The sequence below is a fragment of the Ramlibacter sp. genome, assembly GCF_035655895.1.
Taxonomy (GTDB): Bacteria; Pseudomonadota; Gammaproteobacteria; order Burkholderiales; family Burkholderiaceae_C; genus Ramlibacter.
Genome location: NZ_DASRTN010000011.1, coordinates 156489 through 178138, shown reverse-complemented (window position 1 = coordinate 178138; position 21650 = coordinate 156489). Strand labels below are relative to the sequence as shown.

Here is a 21650-nt window from a genome sequence, read left to right as displayed (position 1 = left end):
GGCCCGGGACGACTCAGCGCGGGGCGAGCCGGATGGCGCCGTCGAGCCGGATCACCTCGCCATTGAGCATGTCGTTCTCGAAGATGTGGCGTGCCAGTTTCGCGTAGTCCTGGGGCGTGCCCAGGCGCGACGGGAAAGGCACGCTGGCCGCCAGCGAGTCCTGCACATCCTTGGGCATGCCGAACAGCATCGGCGTGCCGAAGATGCCGGGGGCGATGGTCATGTTGCGGATGCCGTTGCGCGCGAGATCGCGGGCGATCGGCAGGGTCATGCCGACCACGCCCCCCTTGGAGGCGCTGTAGGCCGCCTGGCCGATCTGGCCATCGTAGGCGGCGACGGAGGCGGTGGAGATCATGCAGCCACGCTCGCCGGTGGGCTCCGGCTCGTTCTTGCTCATCGCCTCGGCGGCCAGGCGGATCATGTTGAAGCTGCCGACCAGGTTGACCATGATGGTCTTGGTGTACAGCGCCAGGCTGTGCGGGCCGTTCTTGCCGACCGTCTTCTCGGCCGGCGCAATGCCGGCGCAGTTCACCAGACCCATCAGCTTGCCCAGGGACACCGCCTTCGCGACGACCGCCTGGCCGTCCGCTTCCTGGCTGACGTCGCACTTGACGAACGCGCCACCGATTTCGCGGGCCACGGCCTCGCCCTTGTCGGCCTGCATGTCGGCGACGACGACCTTGCCGCCCTCGGCCGCCAGCATGCGCGCGGTACCTTCGCCCAGGCCCGATGCGCCGCCCGTGACGATGAAGACCTTGCCCTTGATGTCCATGGTGTGCTCCTGTTCGTGTTGACGTGCACGTCAATTATGGAGGAGGTGCAGGAGCAACCGAGGCGCTCCTGACCGCCCGTCGAGCTCCGGAATAGCCAAGGGCCGCCCCGAGGGCGGCCCTTGGCTGGTGCCGCGTGGCGGGCGGAACACTCAGTCGGTGCCGCGCATCGTCCAGCGTCTCACTTGAAGCCGACGCGGTCGAGCATCTGCTGGACCTTCACCGTGTTCGCGCCGACGGCGGTCAACGGGATCGTCTCGGCCTTGAAGTCGCCGCCGCCGCTCATCGCCTGCAGGGCCGGGTTGCCCACTTTCACGCCCTTGGCCGTGGGCCACTCGTTGTTGCCGTTGGCGAAGTAGTTCTGCGCCTCGGGGCTGGCCAGGTACTCGAGGAACCTGACGGCGTTGGCGGGGTTCTTCGAGTTCTTGGCGACGGCGCCGCCGGCGATGTTCAGGTGGGTTCCCCAACTCTGCTGGTTGGGGAACACCACGGCGACCTTCTCCATGGCCGCGCGGTCCTCCGGGTTGGCCGAACGCATCATCCGGGCGATGTAGTACGTGTTGCTCACCGCGATCTGGCACTCGCCCGCGGCAACGGCCTTGATCTGGTCGGTGTCGCCGCCCTTGGGATCGCGCGCCAGGTTGGCCTGCAGGCCCTTGAGCCACTCCTGGGCCTTCGCTTCGCCCAGGTGTTCGGTCACGGCGCCGAACAGCGACAGGTTGTACGGATGCGAGCCGGAGCGGATGCAGATCTTGCCCTTGTTCTTGGGGTCGCCGAGTTCCTCGTACGTGTCGACATCCTGCCGCTTGACGCGGACCTTGTCGTAGACCACCACGCGGGCGCGCGTGGAGAACCCGAACCACGGGGTGCCTTCGGCCGTGGTCGTGCCGCGGTACTGCGCCGGGATCGCTTCCTCCAGCACGGCCGATTTCACCGGCTTGAACAGGCCGTCGACCTCGCCCTTGTACAGGCGTGCCGCGTCGACCAGGAGGATCACGTCCGCAGGCGACGCGGCGCCCTCGGCCTTGAGGCGGGCGAGAATGCCGGCGTCGTCGGCATCGACCCGGTTGATCCGGATGCCGGTGGCCTTGGTGAAGTTCGAGTACAGCGCCTCGTCGGTGGAGTAGTGCCGGGCCGAATACAGGTTGAGCACCTGCTCCTGGGCATGGGATGCACCGGCTGCCATGGCGGCAGCGGAGAAGGCGAGGGCGAGCACTTTGCTTTTCATGGGAGGACTCCGTGGCGAGGAATGGGGAGAGGGATCGGGCCTGATGGTGAATCAAACAAGAATCATTCTCAATTATGCACGGCGCCGGGCGACGGTGGGCCTGCTGGCCTTGCTGCTGACAGCCTGCACGACCGTGCCACCAGCCGTCCAGCCCGTGCCAGCCCCGCCCCTGCCGCCTGCGCCTGCGACGCAGCTGAAGCCGCCCCGGCTGGGCATTGCGCTCGGCGGTGGCGCTGCCCGCGGCTTCGCGCACATCGGCGTGATCCAGGTGCTGGAGGAAGCCGGCCTGCGGCCCGACCTCGTGGTGGGCACCTCGGCGGGCAGCCTGGTGGCATCGCTCTACGCGAGTGGCCGCAACGGGACGCAGCTGCAACAGGTCGCCGAAGCGATGGACGAGGCCGCGATCACCGACTGGACGCTGCCGCTCTTCAACCGGGGCATGCTCCGGGGGGAGGCGCTGGCCCGGTACGTGAATGGGCTGGTGGGCAATCGCCTCATCGAGCAGATGACGCTGCCGCTGGGCATCGTGGCCACCCGGCTGGACAGCGGCGAAGGGGTGCTGTTCCAGCGCGGGGACACCGGCACGGCCGTGCGTGCGTCCAGCGCTGTCCCGGCTGTCTTCCTGCCGGTGCGCATCAGTGGCAGCGAGTACGTCGACGGCGGCCTCGTGGCGCCTGTGCCGGTGCGCTACGCGCGGCAGATGGGGGCGGAGGTGGTGCTGGCCGTCGACATCTCGGCCGCCCCGGAAGGCAATCCTTCAGGGGATCCGCTGCAGATCCTGCTGCAGACCTTCGCGATCATGGGCAAGAGCATCAACCGCTGGGAGCTGCTGGAGGCTGACCTGGCCGTGCGTCCCCTGCTGGTGGGTGTGGGCAGCGCAGACTTCACGGCCAAGCGGCGCGCGATCGAGGCGGGACGGGCGGCGATGCAGCGGCTGCTTCCGCAGCTGAAGGCCGCCATGGCGGCCAAGACGCGCGTCGTCCCGCTGCAGGCCGAGCCCCCGATGGGACGGCCGAGCATCGCGCCGTAGCCGCTGCGGCCGGCCATGAAAAAAGCCCCAGCCGAAAGGCTGGGGCTAAGGGATCCCTGAACCTGAGAAGGTTTCGAAAGGACCCGAGGAGACAACCTGAAGAACTCCCGTCCATCACGAGAGTGTCGTGATAGATGTTCCGCGGTGCGGGGAGTTCCTGCTCGATCGAAATGCAGGCGGGAACTCCCGCTTCAAGAGCGATCAGCGCTTGGCCTTGGCGGTGGACTTGCTCGCGTTCACCGCCGTGTTCGCCACGGCGTTGAAGTTCGCTTCGGCGACTTCGGTGGCTTGCTTGACGGCCTTCTGGACCGACTCCAGTGCGTTGTTCCCGGCGGCAACGGCGCTCTTGAACACGGCCACGGCGGTTTCGGAGCCGGCAGGCGCGTTGCGGGCAGCGTTGTCGACCACCGCCATGAACTTGCGCTGGGTGTCGGTGGCCTGGGCTTCGAAGGTCTTGCCGAACTCGGCGCCAGTGCCCGCGGCGATGTCGTACAGGTGGCGGCTGTAGGCAGCGGTCTTCTCTGCGAGCGGTTGGAACAGGCTGGCTTGCAGAGCAAGCAGTTCCTGCGCGTCCTTGACGCTCAGCACCGACTGGGTGGTGCCGGCCGCATCGGCCAGTGCGGCCTTCGAGGCGGTCAGGTTCAGTTCGACGAGTTTCTCGACGCCTTCGAAGGCCTTGGTGGTCAGGCCGAACAGGGTGTCGGCGGTGGCTTTCTGGGTGGCGAGGATTTGATCAACGGTCAGCATTGCGGAGCTCCAGTGGGTGGCGGGGGGAGGGTGCTCCACCGCGGCCAAGGCCATGTTGCAGTGCAGCATGGGGACGAGTATAGGGAAATGGGCGACGAACGCAAGGAGAATTTGCTGCATTGCAGCAAACTGTTTCGATCGCGGGCGTGAACCTCATCGGCAGCCACTCCGGACAATGCACAGATGCAGGTTTTCTATGCCACCCAGTTCGTCCTGCCACTCCCCCCTGGGCACCGCTTCCCGATGGCCAAGTACCAGCTGCTGCGCGACCGGCTCGCCGGCGAGGTTCCCGCGGTGCAGCTCATGCAGGCCCAGGCCGCAACTGACGGCGAACTGGCCCTGGCCCACACACCCGGCTACATCGAGGCAATCTCGAGCGGTACCGTCGAGCCGACCATCCTGCGCGAGATCGGCTTTCCCTGGAGCCCAGCCATGGCCGAGCGGGCCCGACGCTCCGTTGGTGCCACGATCTCGGCCTGCCGAGTCGCGCTGCGGGAAGGCGTGGCCGCCAATGTGGCGGGCGGCACCCACCACGCCAGCGCGGACCGGGGCGGCGGCTTCTGCGTGTTCAACGACGCGGCAGTGGCCGCGCGACTCATGCAGGCCGAGCAAGGTAGGCGGGGAAAGGCGCTGCGCGTCGCCGTCATTGATCTCGACGTCCACCAGGGGAACGGCACGGCGAAGATCTTCCGCGACGATCCGACGGTGTTCACCCTGTCCCTGCACGGGCAGAAGAACTTCCCGTTCCGCAAGGAGCGGGGCGATCTCGACATCGACCTGCCGGACGGCTGCCGCGACGACGAGTACCTGCTGGCACTGGAGCATGCCCTGGACGAGCTGCAGCGGCGCTTCGATCCCGGGATGGTCATCTACCTGGCCGGAGCCGACCCGCACGAAGGAGACCGGCTCGGGCGATTGAAGCTCAGCTGGGACGGCCTGGAGGGGCGGGACCGCCGCGTGTTCGACTGGGCGTGGGAGCGGGAGATCCCGCTCGCGATGGCCATGGCCGGGGGCTACGGCCACCGCATGGAAGACACGGTCCAGGTGCAGGTGAACACGTTCCGCGTCGCCACGCAGTACTGGCACCGCTGGCAGAATCGACGCCGATGAGCGACAGCAGCCCGCCTTCCAAGCCGCAGCCGGAGCCACGCAGCGCCTACCGCGCGTTCCGGCCCATCACCACCCGCTGGATGGACAACGACGTCTACGGCCACGTCAACAACGTCGTCTACTACAGCTGGTTCGACACCGCCGTGAACGCGCACCTCATCGACCGCGGAGTGCTCGACATCCACGGCGGCGACACCATCGGCCTGGTGATCGAGACGCAGTGCAACTACTTCGCCCCGCTGGCCTTTCCCCAGTCCGTCGAAGCCGGCGTCCGCGTGGCGCGGCTGGGCTCGTCCAGCGTCCGCTACGAAGTCGGCCTGTTCGCCGCCGGTGAGCCGGTGACGGCCGCGAAGGGACATTTCGTCCACGTCTACGTCGATCGGACGACGCGGCGGCCGGTTCCACTGCCCGCGTCGTTGCGTCGAGTGCTCGAGGAACTGCAATGAACAAGCCCCAGGTGAGCACGCGGGTCGCCGATCCGGCGAGCGTCGCCGATGCGATCGGCAGCCGCTTCTCGGCCCGGGCGTTCCTGCCCACGTCCGTCCCCCGCGAGGTGCTCCAGAGGGTGCTGGAGCTGGCTGCCCGGGCACCGTCCGGCACCAACACGCAGCCGTGGCGGGTGTATGTGCTGCAGGGGCGCAGCCGCGAGGAGCTCGTTCGCCAGGTGTGTGCCGCGCACGATGCCATCTACGCCGATCCGTCCCAGGCGGCGGAGTACCGCGAGGCCTACGACTACTACCCCGAGAAGTGGGTGTCGCCGTACATCGACCGCCGGCGCGAGAACGGCTGGAGCCTCTACGGCCTCCTCGGCATCGCGAAAGGCGAGAAGGACAAGATGCATGCGCAGCACCAGCGGAATTTCCGCTTCTTTGATGCGCCCGTGGGGCTCATGTTCACGCTCGACCGCGTGATGGGCCGAGGGTCGCTGGTCGACTACGGCATGTTCCTGCAGAACCTGATGGTCGCGGCCCGCGCCGAGGGCTTGCACACCTGTCCGCAGGCCGCGTGGAACGGCTTCGCCAGGATCATCCTGCCGCATGTGGGAGCCGGGCCGGACGAGATGCTGGTCTGCGGCATGGCCCTGGGCTACGCCGACGCGTCGGCTCCGGTGAACGCGTTCCACACGCCCCGCGAACCGGTCGCCGCGTTCACGCGCTGGCTCGACTGATCGTCAAGAAGCGGGCGCGACGCCGGTGCCTCGGCGCCGCGCCCTGCAGGCCGGCCGTCCCGCCGGACGGTCCGGTGGCCGGCGGCGTCCGACCGCCGGCTGATCCTGTCGCGCCGCGTTCAGGAGCCGTCCCGCCGGTCGCGTTGCGGACGCTGCTCTGCCGGGGTCGACCGCTGAGATCCGTCGCCGGCGATCCCGTGACGTTCCTGGAGCAGGCCCAGCAGTCGTTCGCGTCGCCCGGCGATGATGCCCAGGTCGTCCCGGGTCAGCCGTCCCCATTGCTCGCGCAACTGGCCCCGGAACTGTCTCCATCGTCCCTGGATGCGGTCGTGGTTCATCGTCGATCCCGATCGGATGGGCCATGGTCGGGCGGGGCCGGCGGCCCGCCGGTAGGAGCTTCCGGCGAGCCGCGGTAGGCGCCTGCCGACAGCAGAGTCACAGGCTGTGGCCCGCGCCAGCCGTTATGCTCGGCGAGCCCGGGTCAAGCCCGGTGCGCCTGGAGGAGACACATGAATTTCGCACGTCCGCTCGGGCTGGCTCTCGCGCTGCTCGTGCCACAGCTGGCACACGCAGCCGAGGTCGACGGCCGGCAGCTCGCCACCTGGTGGGCCATTCCGTTCGCCGGTCTGCTGCTGTCGATCGCGCTGATGCCGCTGCTCGCCCCGCGCTTCTGGCACCACCACTTCGGCAAGGTCACGGCGGGCTGGTCGCTCGCCTTCCTCGCGCCGTTCGCCGTGCTGTTCGGCCCGGGCGCCGCAGGCGTCGCCCTGGTGCATGCGCTTTTGGCCGAGTACGTGCCTTTCGTCATCCTGCTGACGGCGCTCTTCACGGTGGCCGGCGGCATCTACATCCGCGGCAACCTGCACGGCAGCCCGGGCCTCAACACCGCGCTGCTGGCCATCGGTGCCGTCCTGGCGAGCTTCATGGGCACCACCGGGGCATCGATGCTGCTGATCCGGCCGCTGATCCGCGCCAACGACAACCGTCGCCACAAGGCGCACGTGGTCGTGTTCTTCATCTTCATCGTGTCCAACGCGGGCGGCTCGCTCACACCGCTGGGCGACCCGCCGCTGTTCCTCGGATTCCTCAAGGGCGTCGACTTCTTCTGGACCGTGCGGCACATCTTCCCCGAGACGCTGTTCCTGGTCGGCTGCCTGCTGGCGCTGTTCTTCGCGCTGGACAGCTGGTACTACCACCGGCGCGAGGAAGTGCAGCCCGCCGATCCGACGCCCGACACCCGCCGCATCGGCTTCGACGGCGCGCGCAATTTCTGGCTGCTCGCCGCGATCGTGGGGCTGGTGCTGCTGTCCGGCACCTGGAAGTCGACGGTCGCGTTCCATGTGGCGGGGGTGGAGATCGGGCTGCCGGGCCTGGTGCGCGACATCGGCCTGATCGGCGTGGCAATGCTGTCGCTGCAAGTGACGCCGGCGCGGGTGCACGCCGACAACCAGTTCTCCTGGGGGCCGATGCAGGAGGTCGCCAAGCTGTTCGCCGGCATCTTCCTGACCATCGTCCCGGTCATCGCCATGCTGCGGGCCGGGGTCGACGGTCCGTTCGGGCCGATCGTGTCGGCGGTCACCAGGCCCGACGGCACGCCGGACCCGGCCATGTATTTCTGGGCGGCTGGTGCGCTGAGTTCGTTCCTCGACAACGCGCCGACCTACCTCGTCTTCTTCAACACGGCCGGCGGCGAAGCGGGCGTGCTCATGACCCAGCTGGCGGCGACGCTGGCGGCCATCTCGGCCGGATCGGTCTTCATGGGCGCGAACACCTACATCGGCAACGCGCCGAACATGATGGTCAAGGCCATCGCCGAGGACCGCGGTGTCACAATGCCCAGCTTCTTCGGGTACATGGCGTGGTCCGGCGCCGTGCTGATCCCGCTGTTCGTCGTCATGACCTTCATCTGGTTCCGATAAAGCACGCCATGAACAAGCCCGCCGTCCTGGTCGCCCGAGCCGTTTTTCCCGAAGTCCTGACCCGCCTGGAGCAGCATTTCCAGGTCGAGCACAACCAGGCCGACGAGGTCTGGTCGCGCGACCAGCTGGTGGCCCGCCTCAAGGGCAAGGCCGGCGTGTTCACCACCGGCGGCGAGCGCATCGACGCCGAGGTCCTGGCCGCCTGTCCGACGCTGAAGATCTGCGCCAACATGGCGGTGGGCTTCAACAACTTCGACCTTCCGGCCATGACCGCCGCCAAGGTGCTCGGCACCAACACGCCCGACGTGCTGACCGAGACCACCGCCGATTTCGGCTTCGCGCTGCTGATGGCCACCGCGCGCCGCGTCACGGAAGGCGAGCATTACCTGCGCGCCGGCCAGTGGACCAAGTGGGCCTACGACATGTTCGCCGGCTCCGACGTGCACGGCAGCACGCTGGGCATCCTGGGCATGGGCCGCATCGGCCAGGGCATCGCGCGGCGCGGCGCGCACGGCTTCGGCATGAAGGTGATCTACCACAACCGGTCGCGGCTGTCCCCCGAGCTCGAGGCCGAGTGCAAGGCCTCGTACGTGTCGAAGGAGGAGTTGCTGCGCAGCAGCGACCATCTCGTGCTCGTCCTGCCGTACTCGGCGCAATCGCACCACGCGATTGGCCCCGCCGAACTCGCGCAGATGAAGCCGACGGCCAACCTCGTCAACATCGCGCGCGGCGGCATCGTCGATGACGCCGCGCTGGCGCAGGCCTTGCGCGACAGGCGCATCGCGGCGGCCGGACTCGACGTGTTCGAGGGCGAGCCCAAGGTCCATCCGGACCTGCTCACCGTTCCGAACGTCGTGCTGACGCCGCACATCGCCAGCGCCACGGTCCCGACCCGGCGGGCGATGGCCAACCTGGCGGCCGACAACCTGATCGGCTTCCTGGTGAACGGCAAGCCGCTCACCCCGCTGAACCCCGAAGTCCTGGCCGCTGCGTGATGGCGCCATGGCTGCTGGCGGGGCTGGGCATTGCCAGCCTCGCCGTCCTGATCACGCTCGCCCTCGTCATCGTGCTGCTGCTGCGCAAACCGGCGCAGCCCGACACCGGACGCGCCGAACTGATGGCCGCGAACGAGCGGCTGGAGCGCGAGCTGCGGCGCGAGATCAGCGAGGGCTCGCGCGGCGTGCGCCAGGAGATGACGCACACCCTGGCCACCTTCCAGGAGGCCGTGGTCCGGCAGGCCGCCGAAGCGACGCGCACGCAGAACACGCAGATCGACGCCTTCGCCCAGCAGCTCGCACTGCTGCAGAAGACGCTGGCCGACACGCTGACCACCCAGCTCCAGGGGTTGTCGGAGCAGAACGCTCGCCGGATCTCGGAAGTGCGCGCCACGCTCGAGGCGCAGCTGGCGATCCTGCAGCAGACCAACACGGCCAAGCTCGACGAGATGCGCAAGACCGTCGACGAGAAGCTGCAGACCACGCTCGAGGCGCGGTTGGGTGAGAGCTTCAAGCAGGTGGCCGACCGGCTCGAGCAGGTCCACAAGGGTCTTGGCGAGATGCAGACGCTGGCGCAGGGCGTGGGCGATCTGCAGCGCGTGCTGACCAACGTGAAGACCCGCGGGATGTTCGGCGAGGTGCAGCTCGAGGCGCTGCTCGAGCAGGTGCTGACGCCCGAGCAGTACGGCCGCCAGGTCGAGACCAAGCCTCGCAGCAACCAGCGGGTGGACTTCGCCATCCGCTTTCCCGGCCGCAGCAGCGACGGCACGCCCGTGTGGCTGCCCATCGACGCCAAGTTCCCGCGCGAGGACTACGAGCGCCTGCTCGATGCGCACGACCGGGCCGACGCCGCGGCGGCCGACAGCGCCTCGCGCGCGCTCGAGGTCCGCATCCGGCAGGAGGCCAAGTCGATCTGCGAGTCGTACCTGGCGCCCCCGCACACCACCGATTTCGCGATCCTGTTCCTGCCGATCGAGAGCCTGTATGCCGAGGTGCTGCGCCGCCCCGGCCTGATGGACCACCTGCAGCGCGACTACCGGGTGACGCTGGCCGGTCCGACCACGCTGCTGGCGATGCTCAACAGCCTCCACATGGGCTTTCGCACCCTGGCCCTGGAGCGGCAGGCCTCCGAGGTCTGGAAGGTGCTCGGCGCCGTCAAGACCGAGTTCGAGCGGTACGGCACGTGGGTCGACAAGATCCGCGAACAGGTGCGCAAGGCGTCCGAGACCCTCGAGACCGCGAGCACCCGGACCAACCAGATGCGGCGCGCGCTCAAGGTGGTCGAATCGCTGCCGGAAGGCCAGGCCCAGGCCTTGCTGCCGCCGCTGGCCGAGGGAGACGACGGCACCGCATGACGGAGCGCAAGGGTGCCGAGCTCGCCCGGCTCATCACCGGCCAGGTATTCCTGCATGCCAGCATGGCCGGCATGCGCATGGCGGCGCCGCTGCTGGCGCTGCGTGCCGGCTACAGCGAGGCCGCCGTCGGGGTCCTGCTGGCGTTGTTCGCGCTGACGCAGGTCTTCCTGGCCCTGCCGGCCGGGCGCTACGCCGACCGGCACGGACTGCGACGGCCATTCGGCTGGTCCGTCCTCGCCGCCACGATCGGGGGCGCCGTGGCCGTGGCATTCCCCGTGTTCCCGGCGCTGTGCGCGGCGGCGCTGCTGACCGGTGGCGCGACGGGGGCGGCGTCCATCGCGCTGCAACGGCATGTCGGGCGGGCGGCCGAGGGGCCGACCCAGCTCAAGCAGGTGTTCTCCTGGCTGGCCATCGGGCCGGCGTTCTCCAACTTCCTCGGGCCGTTCGCGGCCGGCGTGGCGATCGACCACGGCGGCTTCCGGCTGGCATTCGCGCTGGTCGGCGTGCTGCCGCTGGTGGGGTGGTTCTGGGTGCGGGGGGCCAAGGAGCTGCCGCCGGTGCAGGTGCCGCCCGGGAGCCGGCCGGGCACCGCCTGGGACCTGCTTGGCGAGCCCATGTTCCGGCGCCTGCTGCTGGTGAACTGGCTGCTGTCGTCGTGCTGGGACGTGCACACCTTCGTGGTCCCGGTGCTCGGCCACGAGCGCGGTCTGTCGGCCTCGGTGATCGGCTCCATCCTGGGCGCCTTCGCCATCGCGGCGGTCTCGGTGCGCCTGGTGATGCCGATCATGGCCGCGCGGCTGAAGGAGTGGGCGGTGATCATGGCCTCCATGGCCGCGACGGCGCTGCTGTTCACCGCCTATCCGCTGCTGCACGCACCGCTGGCGATGGGCGCGTGTTCGGTCCTGCTCGGGGTGGCGCTGGGAACGGTCCAGCCGATGATCATGAGCACGCTGCACCAGATCACGCCCGAGCACCGCCACGGGCAGGCCGTCGGGCTGCGGCTGATGGCGATCAACGCGTCGAGCGTGGCGATGCCGATGCTGTTCGGCGCGGCCGGCGCGGTCATCGGCATCGCCGGCGTGTTCTGGACCGTCGCGGCCGTGGTGGCCGGCGGCACCCGGCTGGCCTCAGGGCTGCGCGAGGCCGACGCCGCTCACAGCCGGTAGAACGCCTTGATGATGTCCCAGGCCGCCTGGGGCTCGTCGGCGTACTGGAACAGGTCCAGGTCGGCCGGCGAGATGACGCCCTCGTCCATCAGGGCCTCGAAGTTGACGACCTTCTTCCAGTAGTCCGAGCCGAACAGCACGATCGGCACCTGCCGTGCCTTGCGTGTCTGCACCAGCGTGATGACCTCGAACAGCTCGTCGAGGGTGCCGAAGCCGCCCGGAAACGCCACCAGCGCCTTGGCCCGCATCATGAAGTGCATCTTGCGCAGGGCGAAGTAGTGGAACTTGAACGACAGTGCCGGCGTCACGTACGGGTTGGCCGCCTCTTCCATCGGCAGCGCGATCGACAGGCCGACGCTGACGCCGTCGCCTTCGTAGGCGCCGCGGTTGGCCGCCTGCATGATGCCCGGTCCGCCGCCCGTGCAGATGAACAGCATGTCGCGCGGCTCCTTGCCCTTGCTGTACTCGGCCACCAGCTTGCCGAACGCGCGCGCCTTCTCGTAGTAGCGGGCGTTGCGGGCCAGGGCGCGGGCCCGCCGGATCACCGCCTCGTCGCCGCCGGCCTCGGCCGCGGTGACCAGCGCGGCGGCTTCCTCTTCGCTGCGGAACCGCGCGCTGCCGAACACCACGATGGTGTTCTCGATGCCGTGGGCCTGCTGCTCCAGGTCGGGCTTGAGCAGCTCCAGCTGGAAGCGGATGCCGCGGGTTTCGCGGCGCAGCAGGAATTCCGGGTCGGCGAAGGCCAGGCGGCTGGCATCGCGATCCAGCGGCAGCCCGGCGTCCGAATGCGACTGGAGCGTGGCCCAGGCGTCGGCCAGGCGTTGGTCGTGGATGTTGCGGTTCGAAGACATGGGGGCATTTTGACGGCAACGCGGGACTTTCCGGCGTTATCCTTCCGCCGGGCCAAGAACAACAACGAGGGGCGAGCTTCATGGAGCTGAGCGAGCCGCGGTTCCACGTCGTGCTGGACGGTCGACAGGTCGGCCCCTACGACCGCCGCACGATCGTCGGCATGCGCATCCGCAAGACGCTATCGAGTGCCGACGTGCTGCTCGGCGCCGACGGCGCGCGCCTGACCGTCGCCGACCTGATCGGCCGCTGGCCGCGCAGCCGCGATTTCAACCCCACCCGCAGCGGCAGCTACTCGATCGTGCACGCCACCTACCCGGCGAGCGTGCGGTCGGTGCAGGGTCGGGGCCTTGCCATCCCGCCTTTCCGGGGCGAGGTCGAGGCCCGCGTTCAGGCCGACGTGCTGCGCATCGCCGGCCGCTTCCGCCAGGGGCTGCGCTGGCGCGACGACCGCGTCAAGCTTCCCTTGCACGACATCGTCCATGCCGGGCTGCACGGCTCGGAGGTCGAACTCGGGCTGCGGGTGGCCGGCGAATCCGAGCCGCAGCGGCTGCGGCTGGAGCTGTTCACCCCGGAACTCGCCGGCGAGATGGTCGACTGGCTGCCCAATGCAGCGCCGTGGCCCGCCCGCAGCCAGGCCGCCGCACCGGTCGCGCCCGGCCAGGTCGGGCCGGTCATGCTGTGGCTGTCCGTGGCCGGCGGGATCCTGGCCGTCGGCCTGGTCCTGCTGGTCCTGCTGGTGCGCCGCGCCTACTGATCTCCCAGCGCGAGGGCCAGGGCGAGCGGCACGAAAATCACGGCCAGCGCATTGCCCAGCAGGATCATCGCCGCGACCCGCTCGGGTTCCTGCCGGTAGCGTTCGGCCAGCAGGAACTGCATCACTGCCGGCGGCAGGGCGCCGAACAGGATCAGCTGCTGGCGAGTCGGCCCGGTCAGCCCGAGCGCCCAGGCCAGGAGGAGTGCCAGCGCGAGCCCGATCGCGGGCCGCGCGAACGCGCCCAGGAGCCCGCGCGGCACGTCCTGCGGCTGCAGCGCGGTGAGCCGCACGCCGAGGGCGAAGAGCATCAGCGGCAGCATGGCCTCGCCCATCAGCCGCATGCCCGTCATGAGCAGGTCCGGCGGCCGCACGCCGGTCGCGGCGCTGGCGAACCCGAGGGCGGCCGAGAGCATGAGCGGGCTGAGCAGCAGGTCGCGCGTGCGTGCGTGCGCGCTGGTGATCCGTGCGCCGATGGAGAAGTGCAGCAGGTTGCTCACCGAGAACAACGCCACGGCCGCCCCGAAGTGCGAGGGGCCGAACGCGAGCAGGGCGAGCGGCAGGCCCATGTTGCCGCAGTTGTTGAACATCACCACCGGCACCAGGCTGCGCGGCTGGGTGCCCGTGGCGCGCGAGAGGGCCCAGGCGGCAGCGCCGCTGCCCAGGATCAGCATCGCGCCCGCGGCGAGCAGCGGCCCGTGGTCCTGCAGCTGGAACTCCTTGGCGGCCAGCGCGGTGTACACCAGGAATGGCGACATCACGTCGAGCACGATGCGGTTGAACCCGCCCAGGTCCGGCCGCGCCCGCCGTGCATAGGCGAACCCCACTGCGACGATGAAGAACACCGGCACGATCACCTGCGCGATGCGCAGCAGCAGCTCCATCAGGCAGTTCGCGCGGCCAGCCACTGCAGCAGCGGCTCGCGGGCGTCCTCCAGGCCCTTGTAGCGCAGCACCTCGGGGCTCATCGAGGCGAGGCCGGCCTGGAGCAACTGCGCCTTGCGTGCGGTGTCGACGGCCACCGCGAGCGGCTCGAGCATCACGCGGATCGTGAACACCGCCTGCCGGGTGCCCCGCCCGACCGGGAAGAAGGTCTGGCGTTCGGCCCGCAGGAAGCAGGCATTGGCGAAGGCCTCCACATCGGCGGTGTCCGGCCACGGCGTGCGGGGTTGACGGCGCGGATGCTGGTCATGCCGCCCCGACGGACTGATGGTCCACACGTGCCGCTCCCAGCGCTCGCCGGACGTCGCCAGCGACACGAGCTGGCGACCGGCGCCGATCAGCAGCCGGTTGTCGGCCACCGGCCGGTGCACCGAGGCGAAGTCGAGCCCGAGCTTGTCCTCCGGCGACCAGTGCGACGGCAGGCACACGCACAGCCAGGGCAGGGTGCCCGTGTCCCCATCGAGCACGGCGAGGTCTTCCTCGACCGCGAGTTCGGGAAACACGGTGGCGGGCGAGTCCGGCACGCCGTCCAGTGCAGCCTGGTCGCGCACGGCGGCCAGGGCGGGCGCTGGATCGAAGCCGGCGACGGCCAGGCGCGCGGTGCCGCCCTGCAGCACCTGCCGCTTCTCCCGGGCGATCGCGCTGTCCGCACGCAGCGGCGTCAGGTGACGGTCGGCGACGGCGAGCCGTCGCAGCCCGGGCTGCATCCGGAAGGGCGAGGCGATCAGCTCGAAGTCGAAGTCCACGGTGGGCCAAGAAAAAAGGCTCCTTGCGGAGCCTGGGTCGCACTCGGATCGCGGGCGATCAGACGCGGCGGCGGTACTCGCCGGTGCGCGTGTCGATCTCGACCTTGTCGCCCTGGGCCACGAAGATCGGCACGCCGATCTCGAAGCCGGTGGAGATCTTGGCGGGCTTGAGCACCTTGCCGGAGGTGTCGCCCTTGACGGCGGGCTCGGTCCAGGTGATCTCGCGCTCGACGCTGGTGGGCAGTTCCACCGAGATCGCCTTGCCTTCGTAGAACACCACCTCGGCGGGCATGCCTTCCTCGAGGTAGTTCAGGGCGTCGCCCATGTTCTCGGCCTCGACCTCGTACTGGTTGTACTCGCCGTCCATCCAGACGTACATCGGGTCCGCGAAGTACGAGTACGTGCAGTCCTTCTTGTCCAGGACGATCTGGTCCATCTTGTCGTCGGCCTTGAAGACGACCTCGGTGCCCTGGTTGGACAGCAGGCTCTTGAGCTTCATGCGGACGGTGGCGGCGTTGCGGCCGCCGCGGGCGTATTCGGTCTTCAGGACGACCCAGGGGGCGCCGTTCTGCATGATGACGTTGCCGGCGCGGATTTCTTGAGCGATTTTCATCGGTACGGGGTGCGAAGGTAGGCCACCGGAGGGCGGCGGTAGGCCGGCACAGGAGCGGCGGAACGCGCAAGAGGCCAGGGACCCGGTCGACTCGCGCAAAGCCCGGTATTTTAGCGGCTTTCTGGAGGTGGCCTGCCGGGTTCAGCTTCCCTTAAGGAGGGGTGGGGGATGCTCGGTCGATGCCACTTCGCCGTCCCGCGCTGCACACCGAGACCCTCGTCTTCCTGTGCGCCCTGTACCTGCTCGCGGCCTGCAACCTGCCGTTCTGGCGGGCGGTGGTCGCCGGGCGCTCGTGGACTGCGCCCGGCACCCTGTCGCTGCTGGCGTCGCTGTCCTGCTCGTTCGTGGGCTTGTACGTCGCCGCGGGTTGCGCCCTGGCCACGCGGTGGACGGTGCGTCCCCTGCTGTCGGCGCTGGTGCTGGTCTCGGCCGCGCTGTCGTACTACATCGACCGCTACCACGTGTTCTTCGACCGCAACATGCTGCGCAACGTGCTGGCCACCAACGTGGGCGAAGCGCGGGAGTTGCTCGGCTGGCAGTTCGCGGCCCACATGCTGCTGCTCGGCGCGCTGCCGGCCGCACTGCTGTGGTGGCCCCGGCTGACCAGGCGTGCGCTGGGCCGTGCCGTGCTGGCGCGCGCGGGGTGGATGGCGGGCGGCCTGCTGGTGGCGATGCTGGCGCTGCTGCCGGTGTTCGCCGACTTCGCTTCGGTGATGCGCAACCACCGCGAGCTGCGGCACCTGCTCACGCCTGGCAACGCCATCGCCGCGGCCGTCGGGACGGCGTTCGCCCACGGCGGGCGGCCCGACCACCTCACCCCCATCGGACAGGACGCCCGTCCCGGTCCCGGCTGGGAAGCCCGGCGGCGCACCCTGTTCGTGCTGGTCGTGGGCGAGACGGCCCGGGCGCAGAACTTCTCCCTGAACGGCTACGGCCGCGACACCAATCCGGAGCTCGCGCGGCGCGGGGTGGTGAATTTCCCGCACGCGACGGCGTGCGGCACGTCGACCGAGGTCTCGCTGCCGTGCATGTTCTCGCCCTACGGCCGCCACGACTACGACGAGGGCCGGATCCTTTCGCACGAGTCGTTGCTGCACGTCCTGCACCATGCCGGCATGCAGGTGCTCTGGCGCGACAACCAGTCCGGCTGCAAGGGCGTCTGCGCCGGCCTGCCGCTGCAGGAAATGGCGCGCACCGTCTCCGCCGAGCGCTGTCCCGACGGGCAATGCCCCGACGAGGTGCTCCTCGAAGGACTGGACCAGGCGGCGACCGACGCCCGCGGCAACGTGTTCGTGGTGCTGCACCAGCTGGGCAGCCACGGTCCGGCGTACCACAGGCGGTACCCGCCCGCGTTCAAGCGCTTCGTCCCCGCCTGCGAGCAGGACGAGCTGCGCCGCTGCAGCACGTCCGAGATCGTCAACGCCTACGACAACACGCTGCTGTACACCGACCACGTGCTGGGCCGGCTGATCGACCTGCTGCGCCAGCAGCAAAGCTACGACACGGCAATGCTCTACGTGTCCGACCATGGCGAGTCGCTCGGCGAATCCGGGCTCTACCTGCACGGGGTCCCGTATGCGATCGCGCCGGACGTCCAGAAGCACGTGCCGATGGTCGCCTGGCTGTCGCCATCGTTCGCCCGCAGCGCCGGGCTGGACACGGACTGCCTGCGGGGCCGCGCCGACCAGCCGGTGAGCCACGACAACCTGTTCCATTCCATCCTCGGCGTGCTGGACGTCGAGACCGGCGTGTACGACCCGGCGCGCGACCTCTTCCGCCCGTGCCGCCGCCCGCCGCCCGCATGACCGCGGTCCTGACGGTGGTCCGCCCCCGCAGCGCATGGGCGTCGGTGCTGCTGGGCCTGGTGCTGGTGGCGGCCTGGGATGCCAGCGGCCTGGACCTGCCGCTGGCCCGGCTGGCGGGCGATCTCCACGGCTTTCCGCTGCGGGATCACTGGCTGTTCACCACGGTGTTGCATGCCGGCGGCAAGGCGGTCGCCTGGGCGGTGCTGACCTGGCTGCTGCTGGGGATCCGCTGGCCCAGCGGTGTGCTGCTGTCCCTGCCGGTGGTGCGACGGGTCTGGCTGGCGGCCGCCACGCTGGGGGCCATGCTCCTGGTGACCCTCCTCAAGCACGGCAGCACGAGCAGCTGCCCGTGGGACATGGTCGAGTTCGGTGGGCTGGCGCACTGGGGCCCGCACTGGTTCTGGTGGCGGCACGACGGCGGACCGGGCCAGTGTTTCCCGGCCGGCCATGCCTCGGCCGGTTTCGCCTGGGTCGCCGGCTACTTCGCCTTTCGCGATCTCCGCCCGGGGCTTGCCAGGGCCTGGCTGGCCATTGCGCTCACCGCGGGCACGCTGCTCGCGCTGGGCCAGCAGGTGCGGGGCGCGCATTTCGCGAGCCATTCACTCTGGACGGCGTGGCTGTGCTGGGCCTGGGCGTGGGCCTGCAGCGGCTGGCTGCGGCCCGGGGCCGTCGTGCGGCTGGCCTGACCGGCTCAGCCGGCGGCCACGAACCGCATCAGCTGGGTGGTCAGATCGTCCTGCTGCAGCAGGCGCTGCAACGCCGCGCTGGCGGCCGGGCGCCAGCCTTCGATGTCCAGATGCGGCAGGGCGCCACCGTCGTTCCAGGCCTGGTGGAAGGCGCGCAGCCCGGGCGGGGCGTCCATCCAGTCCAGGAAGGCCTGCAGCTTGGCGCGGTGGGCGCCGTCTTCCTGCGGGTAGATGTTCCAGACGGCGGGCACCCCGGCCCAGAGGGCACGGACGATGGAGTCTTCGCCACGGACGAAGTTGAGGTCGCAGGCCCAGAGCAGGTGGTCGAACTCGCGCTGGGGTACCAGGGGCAGCCGGTCGATCGACAGGGTGCCCGTCGGGTGGCCCCGGTCGAGCCACGCTTGCACTGCCGCCGCCGCCCGTCCCGCCGTCACCAGCAGGCGGGTGGGCCGCGGATCGGCGGCCAGATCGGCGAGCAGCGTCGTCAGACCCGGCGGTTCGTAGCAGAAGAGGCTCAGCACGCGCTCGCCCGCGAAGGGGATGCCCATCGCCGACAGCCAGGCCGACCGGTCGAAGCGGCTTCGCCTGGCAGGCAGGTCGGGCTCGCGCAACAGGCCGCCGGTGCGCGCGGTGAATCCCGGATAGAAGAACCGCTTGACCAGGCCCTGGCCGGCGCCCGACAGGACGGGGGAGGGCAGGCCGTGGCAACGCTCGGCCCAGGGTTCGGCGGAGAGGTACTCGAGGTTGATCCAGGCGGGCGCGCGGCCGGCCTTCGCCTGCGACGCCATGCCGGCCACGAAGACCTGGTCGAGCTCGCAGCCGAAGGCCTCCACGACGACGTCGCCGGGGGCCTCGGTCGCGGGGGCGGTCCATGGGAGCACCTGCACCCCGGGCGCCCCCGCGGGGGCCAGCCAGGCCAGCGCACCGGGCGCGTCGACCCACAGCCGGACGGTTTCGCCGCGGCCGGCCAGATCGGCGGCCAGGCGCCAGCACACGCCGATGTCCCCGTGGTTGTCGATGACCTTGCAGAAGATGTCCCAGCGCATGGTGCCGGGATAATACGCAGCCTATGTCTTCCGACCGTGCAGTGCATTCCGACCAGCTGCTGGCCGAGGTGGCCGCGCTGCCCCAGCTGCCCGGCGTCTACCGCTACTTTGATGCCGAGGGCGGCGTGCTCTACGTGGGCAAGGCCCGCAACCTGAAGAAGCGCGTCTCGAGCTACTTCCAGAAGAACCACGGCGGCACCCGCATCGGCCACATGATCTCGCGCATCGCGCGCATGGAGACCACGGTCGTGCGGTCCGAGGCCGAGGCGCTGCTGCTCGAGAACAACCTGATCAAGGCGCTCAACCCGAAGTTCAACATCCTCTTCCGGGACGACAAGAGCTATCCCTACCTCAAGATCCACGGGGCGCCCGACAAGGTGGGCTTCGACGACGGGCAGGCCGGCGGGGCGCACTCGGCCGCCGTGTTTCCACGCGTGGCGTACTACCGCGGCGCGGTCGACCGCAAGCACCGGTATTTCGGCCCGTACCCGAGCGCCTGGGCCGTGAAGGAGTCGATCCAGCTGCTGCAGAAGGTGTTCCGCCTGCGCACCTGTGAGGACACCGTGTTCGCCAACCGCACGCGGCCCTGCCTGCTCTACCAGATCAAGCGCTGCTCCGGGCCGTGCGTCAACCTGGTGTCGGCCGACGACTACCGGCACGACGTGAAGAACGCCGAGGCCTTCCTGCGCGGTGACACGCAGGCGGTGCTGTCCGAGCTGGAGTCCCGCATGCTCGGGCATGCCGAACGGCTCGAGTTCGAGCAGGCCGCCGAGCTGCGCAACCAGATGGCCGCCTTGTCCAAGGTGCTGCACCAGCAGTCGGTCGACACCGGCTCCGACAAGGATGCCGACATCCTGGCCGTCAAGGTGCAGGGCGGCAAGGCTTGCGTCAACCTGGCCATGGTCCGTGGCGGCCGCCACCTGGGTGACCGTGCCTATTTCCCGACCCACGTCGAGGACGCGACGGTGGTGCAGGACTTCGACGACTCCCAGGACCAGGCGCCGCCGCAACCGGTCGAGGTGCAGGTGCTCGAGGCGTTCATCGCGCAGCACTACATCGGGGTGCCGGTGCCGCCGGCACTGATCACCAGCGTGCCGATCGCCCGCGAGCTGGTCGAGGCGCTCACCGAGCAGACCGGAGTGAAGATCAGCGCGGTGCACAACCCGCGCGAGCAGCGCCGGCTGTGGCTGGAGATGGCCGAGAAGAACGCGGCAATCCAGCTGGCGCGCCTGCTGGCAGAGGAGGGGTCGCAACAGGCGCGCACCCGTGCGCTGGTCGAGGCGCTCGACCTCGCGCCCGACGACCTCGAAGGCTTCCGGGTCGAGTGCTTCGACATCTCGCACACCGCCGGCGAGGCGACGCAGGCGTCGTGCGTGGTGTTCCACCACCATCGGATGCAGAACGCCGAATACCGCCGCTACAACATCGAAGGCATCACGCCGGGTGACGACTACGCGGCGATGCGGCAGGTGCTCACGCGCCGCTACGCGCGGCTGGCGGTGGCGGGGCGCGACTCGCCGGAAGCGTCGCCGCCCGCGGGCGCGCCGGGGCCGGACGGCCAGGCGGTCGATCCGGAGACGGCCGCCGAGGCTGTGGCAGACGTGCCGCCCGCCGGCACGCCATCGGACGACATCCGGACCGCCGACCTTCGGTCGACCGTCGAGTGCTCCGCGGAGAGCCAGACCCAGGACGTGCAAGTGACGGGCAGTGCCTCGGCCGACTCGGCAGCGGCGGCTGCGCCGTCCGCGGCCGGCGAGCCGGCGCCGCCGAAGAAATCTGCGCGTGGGGGCGCCACCCGCCTGCCGGACCTGGTGCTGGTCGACGGCGGCCGCGGGCAGGTCAGCATGGCCCGGGAGGTGTTCGCCGAGCTCGGTCTGGACCTGTCGGTCATCGTCGGCGTCGAGAAGGGCGAGGGTCGCCGGGTCGGCCTGGAGGAACTGGTGTTCGCCGACGGCCGCGACAAGGTCTACCTCGGCAAGGATTCCGCCGCGCTGATGCTGGTGGCCCAGATCCGCGACGAGGCGCACCGGTTCGCCATCACCGGAATGCGGGCCCGGCGCGCCAAGGTGCGCGTCGGCGGCAGCAAGCTGGAGGAGATCCCGGGCATCGGCGCCAAGAAACGGGCGCGGCTGCTCCAGCGGTTCGGCGGCATCCGGGGCGTGGCCTCTGCCGGCGTGGACGACATCGCCGCGGTCGAAGGCATCGGCCGCGACCTGGCAGAGGAGATCTACCGTGCGCTTCACTAGTGTCGTGCCGCTGCTGGCGGCGGCCTTGCTGGGTGCCTGCAGCACGCCGGTCGGCCCACCCGGCGGCCCGGGCGCGCCGGCCTCCGTTGCGGGTCTGGGACTTCCAGCAGGGGCGGCCTCCGCCGGCCCGTCCCGCAACTGGCAGGAGTACAGGTTGCGGGCCGCCCGGCGCATCCACGAGACCAGCGCCGGTGAAACCTTTGCCGGGCCGCTGCCCGATCCGCTGCAATCGATCCCGGTGCTGCAGGTGCAGCTCCATCGCGACGGCAGCATCCGGGACATCCTGGTCCTGCGCGTGCCGGGGCAGTCGCCGCAAACCGTGGACATGGCCATCCGCGCGATCCGCCGCGCCGCGCCGTTCGAGCCGGTCGCGCACCTGCCGCGCCCCTGGCAGTTCAGCGAGACGTTCCTCTACGACGCCAGCCTGCGCTTCCAGCTGCGCACGCTGGTCGAGGCGGCTCCCTGACCGCATCGCA

22 protein-coding genes are annotated in these 21650 nt (G+C 70.0%); 13 read left to right on the top strand and 9 right to left on the bottom strand.

All coding sequences use genetic code 11. From position 1 onward, the window contains the following. Positions 1-13: 13 nt before the first annotated feature. Together VFE82_RS13240 and VFE82_RS13235 are read right to left on the bottom strand one after the other, a co-directional pair. Positions 14-772, bottom strand: a complete 759-nt coding sequence (locus VFE82_RS13240) for a 3-hydroxyacyl-CoA dehydrogenase (protein ID WP_325000789.1) — start codon at positions 770-772, stop codon at positions 14-16. Positions 773-951: 179 nt separating this feature from the next. Then, positions 952-1998 (bottom strand): extracellular solute-binding protein, encoded by a 1047-nt coding sequence (locus tag VFE82_RS13235; protein WP_325000788.1) that lies wholly within the window; start codon positions 1996-1998, stop codon positions 952-954. A gap of 43 nt (positions 1999-2041) precedes the next feature. Between VFE82_RS13235 and VFE82_RS13230 the strand changes: the two genes are divergently transcribed. Then, positions 2042-3028, top strand: a complete 987-nt coding sequence (locus VFE82_RS13230) for a patatin-like phospholipase family protein (protein ID WP_414708765.1) — start codon at positions 2042-2044, stop codon at positions 3026-3028. 201 nt (positions 3029-3229) lie between these two features. On the opposite strand, the gene VFE82_RS13225 is transcribed toward VFE82_RS13230, so the two are convergent. Next, complete coding sequence (locus tag VFE82_RS13225) at positions 3230-3775, bottom strand: phasin family protein (RefSeq protein WP_325000786.1); 546 nt, start codon at positions 3773-3775, stop codon at positions 3230-3232. 183 nt (positions 3776-3958) lie between these two features. On the opposite strand from VFE82_RS13225, the gene VFE82_RS13220 reads away from it, so the two are divergent. Genes VFE82_RS13220 through VFE82_RS13210 form a run of 3 tightly spaced genes read left to right on the top strand, consistent with a single transcriptional unit; the run spans position 3959 to position 6053 of the window. Next, on the top strand, positions 3959-4885 hold the full coding sequence (locus tag VFE82_RS13220; protein WP_325000785.1) for a histone deacetylase: 927 nt from the start codon (positions 3959-3961) through the stop codon (positions 4883-4885). Further along, on the top strand, positions 4882-5331 hold the full coding sequence (locus VFE82_RS13215) for a thioesterase family protein (RefSeq protein WP_325000784.1): 450 nt from the start codon (positions 4882-4884) through the stop codon (positions 5329-5331). Before VFE82_RS13220 ends, VFE82_RS13215 begins: the two co-directional genes overlap by 4 nt. Beyond that, complete coding sequence (locus VFE82_RS13210) at positions 5328-6053, top strand: nitroreductase (protein ID WP_325000783.1); 726 nt, start codon at positions 5328-5330, stop codon at positions 6051-6053. The genes VFE82_RS13215 and VFE82_RS13210 overlap by 4 nt, the downstream gene beginning before the upstream one ends. A gap of 119 nt (positions 6054-6172) precedes the next feature. Here VFE82_RS13210 and VFE82_RS13205 read toward each other — a convergent pair whose 3' ends face one another. Then, complete coding sequence (locus VFE82_RS13205; RefSeq protein WP_325000782.1) at positions 6173-6391, bottom strand: CsbD family protein; 219 nt, start codon at positions 6389-6391, stop codon at positions 6173-6175. Positions 6392-6562: 171 nt separating this feature from the next. Here VFE82_RS13205 and VFE82_RS13200 point away from each other — a divergent pair, with 171 nt between their 5' ends. The 4 genes from VFE82_RS13200 to VFE82_RS13185 are packed head-to-tail and all read left to right on the top strand — an operon-like array spanning position 6563 to position 11488. Beyond that, a complete protein-coding gene (locus VFE82_RS13200) occupies positions 6563-7972 on the top strand; it encodes a sodium:proton antiporter (protein WP_325000781.1) in 1410 nt (469 codons plus the stop codon). Positions 7973-7980: 8 nt separating this feature from the next. Next, a complete protein-coding gene (locus tag VFE82_RS13195) occupies positions 7981-8967 on the top strand; it encodes a D-glycerate dehydrogenase (RefSeq protein ID WP_325000780.1) in 987 nt (328 codons plus the stop codon). Beyond that, entirely contained in the window at positions 8967-10322 is a 1356-nt protein-coding gene (locus VFE82_RS13190; protein WP_325000779.1) for a DNA recombination protein RmuC, read from the top strand. The genes VFE82_RS13195 and VFE82_RS13190 overlap by 1 nt, the downstream gene beginning before the upstream one ends. Further along, positions 10319-11488, top strand: coding sequence for an MFS transporter (locus VFE82_RS13185; RefSeq protein WP_325000778.1), 1170 nt, complete (start codon positions 10319-10321; stop codon positions 11486-11488). The genes VFE82_RS13190 and VFE82_RS13185 overlap by 4 nt, the downstream gene beginning before the upstream one ends. On the opposite strand, the gene VFE82_RS13180 is transcribed toward VFE82_RS13185, so the two are convergent. Then, positions 11476-12339 carry a TIGR00730 family Rossman fold protein gene (locus VFE82_RS13180; protein WP_325000777.1) on the bottom strand — a complete coding sequence of 288 codons (864 nt, stop codon included), beginning with the start codon at positions 12337-12339 and terminating at the stop codon, positions 11476-11478. The two genes, VFE82_RS13185 and VFE82_RS13180, sit on opposite strands and share 13 nt — an antisense overlap. Before the next feature lie 80 nt (positions 12340-12419). Between VFE82_RS13180 and VFE82_RS13175 the strand changes: the two genes are divergently transcribed. Continuing rightward, positions 12420-13094 carry a hypothetical protein gene (locus tag VFE82_RS13175; RefSeq protein ID WP_325000776.1) on the top strand — a complete coding sequence of 225 codons (675 nt, stop codon included), beginning with the start codon at positions 12420-12422 and terminating at the stop codon, positions 13092-13094. Here the strand turns inward: VFE82_RS13175 and VFE82_RS13170 are convergent. The 3 genes from VFE82_RS13170 to efp are packed head-to-tail and all read right to left on the bottom strand — an operon-like array spanning position 13088 to position 15391. Continuing rightward, entirely contained in the window at positions 13088-13975 is an 888-nt protein-coding gene (locus tag VFE82_RS13170; RefSeq protein WP_325000775.1) for an AEC family transporter, read from the bottom strand. The genes VFE82_RS13175 and VFE82_RS13170 overlap by 7 nt on opposite strands. Next, positions 13975-14778 (bottom strand): heme-dependent oxidative N-demethylase subunit alpha family protein, encoded by an 804-nt coding sequence (locus VFE82_RS13165; protein WP_325000774.1) that lies wholly within the window; start codon positions 14776-14778, stop codon positions 13975-13977. Before VFE82_RS13165 ends, VFE82_RS13170 begins: the two co-directional genes overlap by 1 nt. Before the next feature lie 58 nt (positions 14779-14836). Beyond that, positions 14837-15391 (bottom strand): elongation factor P, encoded by a 555-nt coding sequence (gene efp / locus VFE82_RS13160; RefSeq protein ID WP_325000773.1) that lies wholly within the window; start codon positions 15389-15391, stop codon positions 14837-14839. A gap of 179 nt (positions 15392-15570) precedes the next feature. Here efp and VFE82_RS13155 point away from each other — a divergent pair, with 179 nt between their 5' ends. Then, on the top strand, positions 15571-17196 hold the full coding sequence (locus VFE82_RS13155) for a phosphoethanolamine--lipid A transferase (RefSeq protein ID WP_325000772.1): 1626 nt from the start codon (positions 15571-15573) through the stop codon (positions 17194-17196). Continuing rightward, positions 17193-17882 (top strand): phosphatase PAP2 family protein, encoded by a 690-nt coding sequence (locus VFE82_RS13150; RefSeq protein ID WP_325000771.1) that lies wholly within the window; start codon positions 17193-17195, stop codon positions 17880-17882. The genes VFE82_RS13155 and VFE82_RS13150 overlap by 4 nt, the downstream gene beginning before the upstream one ends. A gap of 5 nt (positions 17883-17887) precedes the next feature. Here the strand turns inward: VFE82_RS13150 and earP are convergent, their stop codons facing one another. After that, a complete protein-coding gene (gene earP, locus VFE82_RS13145) occupies positions 17888-18928 on the bottom strand; it encodes an elongation factor P maturation arginine rhamnosyltransferase EarP (RefSeq protein WP_325000770.1) in 1041 nt (346 codons plus the stop codon). Positions 18929-18951: 23 nt separating this feature from the next. On the opposite strand from earP, the gene uvrC reads away from it, so the two are divergent. Both uvrC and VFE82_RS13135 read left to right on the top strand, forming a co-directional pair. Continuing rightward, positions 18952-21174: an excinuclease ABC subunit UvrC gene (gene uvrC, locus VFE82_RS13140; protein WP_325000769.1), complete on the top strand. Its 2223-nt coding sequence runs from the start codon at positions 18952-18954 to the stop codon at positions 21172-21174. Beyond that, complete coding sequence (locus tag VFE82_RS13135; RefSeq protein ID WP_325000768.1) at positions 21161-21640, top strand: hypothetical protein; 480 nt, start codon at positions 21161-21163, stop codon at positions 21638-21640. Before uvrC ends, VFE82_RS13135 begins: the two co-directional genes overlap by 14 nt. Positions 21641-21650 lie beyond the last annotated feature (10 nt).

Excerpts from the sequence above, each read along its gene's own strand:
- uvrC (WP_325000769.1), top strand. The coding sequence starts at position 18,952 with ATGTCTTCCGACCGTGCAGTGCATTCCGACCAGCTGCTGGCCGAGGTG.
- VFE82_RS13175 (WP_325000776.1), top strand. The coding sequence starts at position 12,420 with ATGGAGCTGAGCGAGCCGCGGTTCCACGTCGTGCTGGACGGTCGACAG.
- efp (WP_325000773.1), bottom strand. The coding sequence starts at position 15,391 with ATGAAAATCGCTCAAGAAATCCGCGCCGGCAACGTCATCATGCAGAAC.
- VFE82_RS13170 (WP_325000775.1), bottom strand. The coding sequence starts at position 13,975 with ATGGAGCTGCTGCTGCGCATCGCGCAGGTGATCGTGCCGGTGTTCTTC.
- VFE82_RS13150 (WP_325000771.1), top strand. The coding sequence starts at position 17,193 with ATGACCGCGGTCCTGACGGTGGTCCGCCCCCGCAGCGCATGGGCGTCG.
- VFE82_RS13205 (WP_325000782.1), bottom strand. The coding sequence starts at position 6,391 with ATGAACCACGACCGCATCCAGGGACGATGGAGACAGTTCCGGGGCCAG.
- VFE82_RS13200 (WP_325000781.1), top strand. The coding sequence starts at position 6,563 with ATGAATTTCGCACGTCCGCTCGGGCTGGCTCTCGCGCTGCTCGTGCCA.
- VFE82_RS13220 (WP_325000785.1), top strand. The coding sequence starts at position 3,959 with ATGCAGGTTTTCTATGCCACCCAGTTCGTCCTGCCACTCCCCCCTGGG.
- VFE82_RS13210 (WP_325000783.1), top strand. The coding sequence starts at position 5,328 with ATGAACAAGCCCCAGGTGAGCACGCGGGTCGCCGATCCGGCGAGCGTC.
- VFE82_RS13225 (WP_325000786.1), bottom strand. The coding sequence starts at position 3,775 with ATGCTGACCGTTGATCAAATCCTCGCCACCCAGAAAGCCACCGCCGAC.
- VFE82_RS13155 (WP_325000772.1), top strand. The coding sequence starts at position 15,571 with ATGCCACTTCGCCGTCCCGCGCTGCACACCGAGACCCTCGTCTTCCTG.
- VFE82_RS13195 (WP_325000780.1), top strand. The coding sequence starts at position 7,981 with ATGAACAAGCCCGCCGTCCTGGTCGCCCGAGCCGTTTTTCCCGAAGTC.
- VFE82_RS13240 (WP_325000789.1), bottom strand. The coding sequence starts at position 772 with ATGGACATCAAGGGCAAGGTCTTCATCGTCACGGGCGGCGCATCGGGC.
- VFE82_RS13230 (WP_414708765.1), top strand. The coding sequence starts at position 2,042 with ATGGTGAATCAAACAAGAATCATTCTCAATTATGCACGGCGCCGGGCG.
- VFE82_RS13180 (WP_325000777.1), bottom strand. The coding sequence starts at position 12,339 with ATGTCTTCGAACCGCAACATCCACGACCAACGCCTGGCCGACGCCTGG.
- VFE82_RS13185 (WP_325000778.1), top strand. The coding sequence starts at position 10,319 with ATGACGGAGCGCAAGGGTGCCGAGCTCGCCCGGCTCATCACCGGCCAG.
- VFE82_RS13235 (WP_325000788.1), bottom strand. The coding sequence starts at position 1,998 with ATGAAAAGCAAAGTGCTCGCCCTCGCCTTCTCCGCTGCCGCCATGGCA.
- VFE82_RS13190 (WP_325000779.1), top strand. The coding sequence starts at position 8,967 with ATGGCGCCATGGCTGCTGGCGGGGCTGGGCATTGCCAGCCTCGCCGTC.
- VFE82_RS13215 (WP_325000784.1), top strand. The coding sequence starts at position 4,882 with ATGAGCGACAGCAGCCCGCCTTCCAAGCCGCAGCCGGAGCCACGCAGC.
- earP (WP_325000770.1), bottom strand. The coding sequence starts at position 18,928 with ATGCGCTGGGACATCTTCTGCAAGGTCATCGACAACCACGGGGACATC.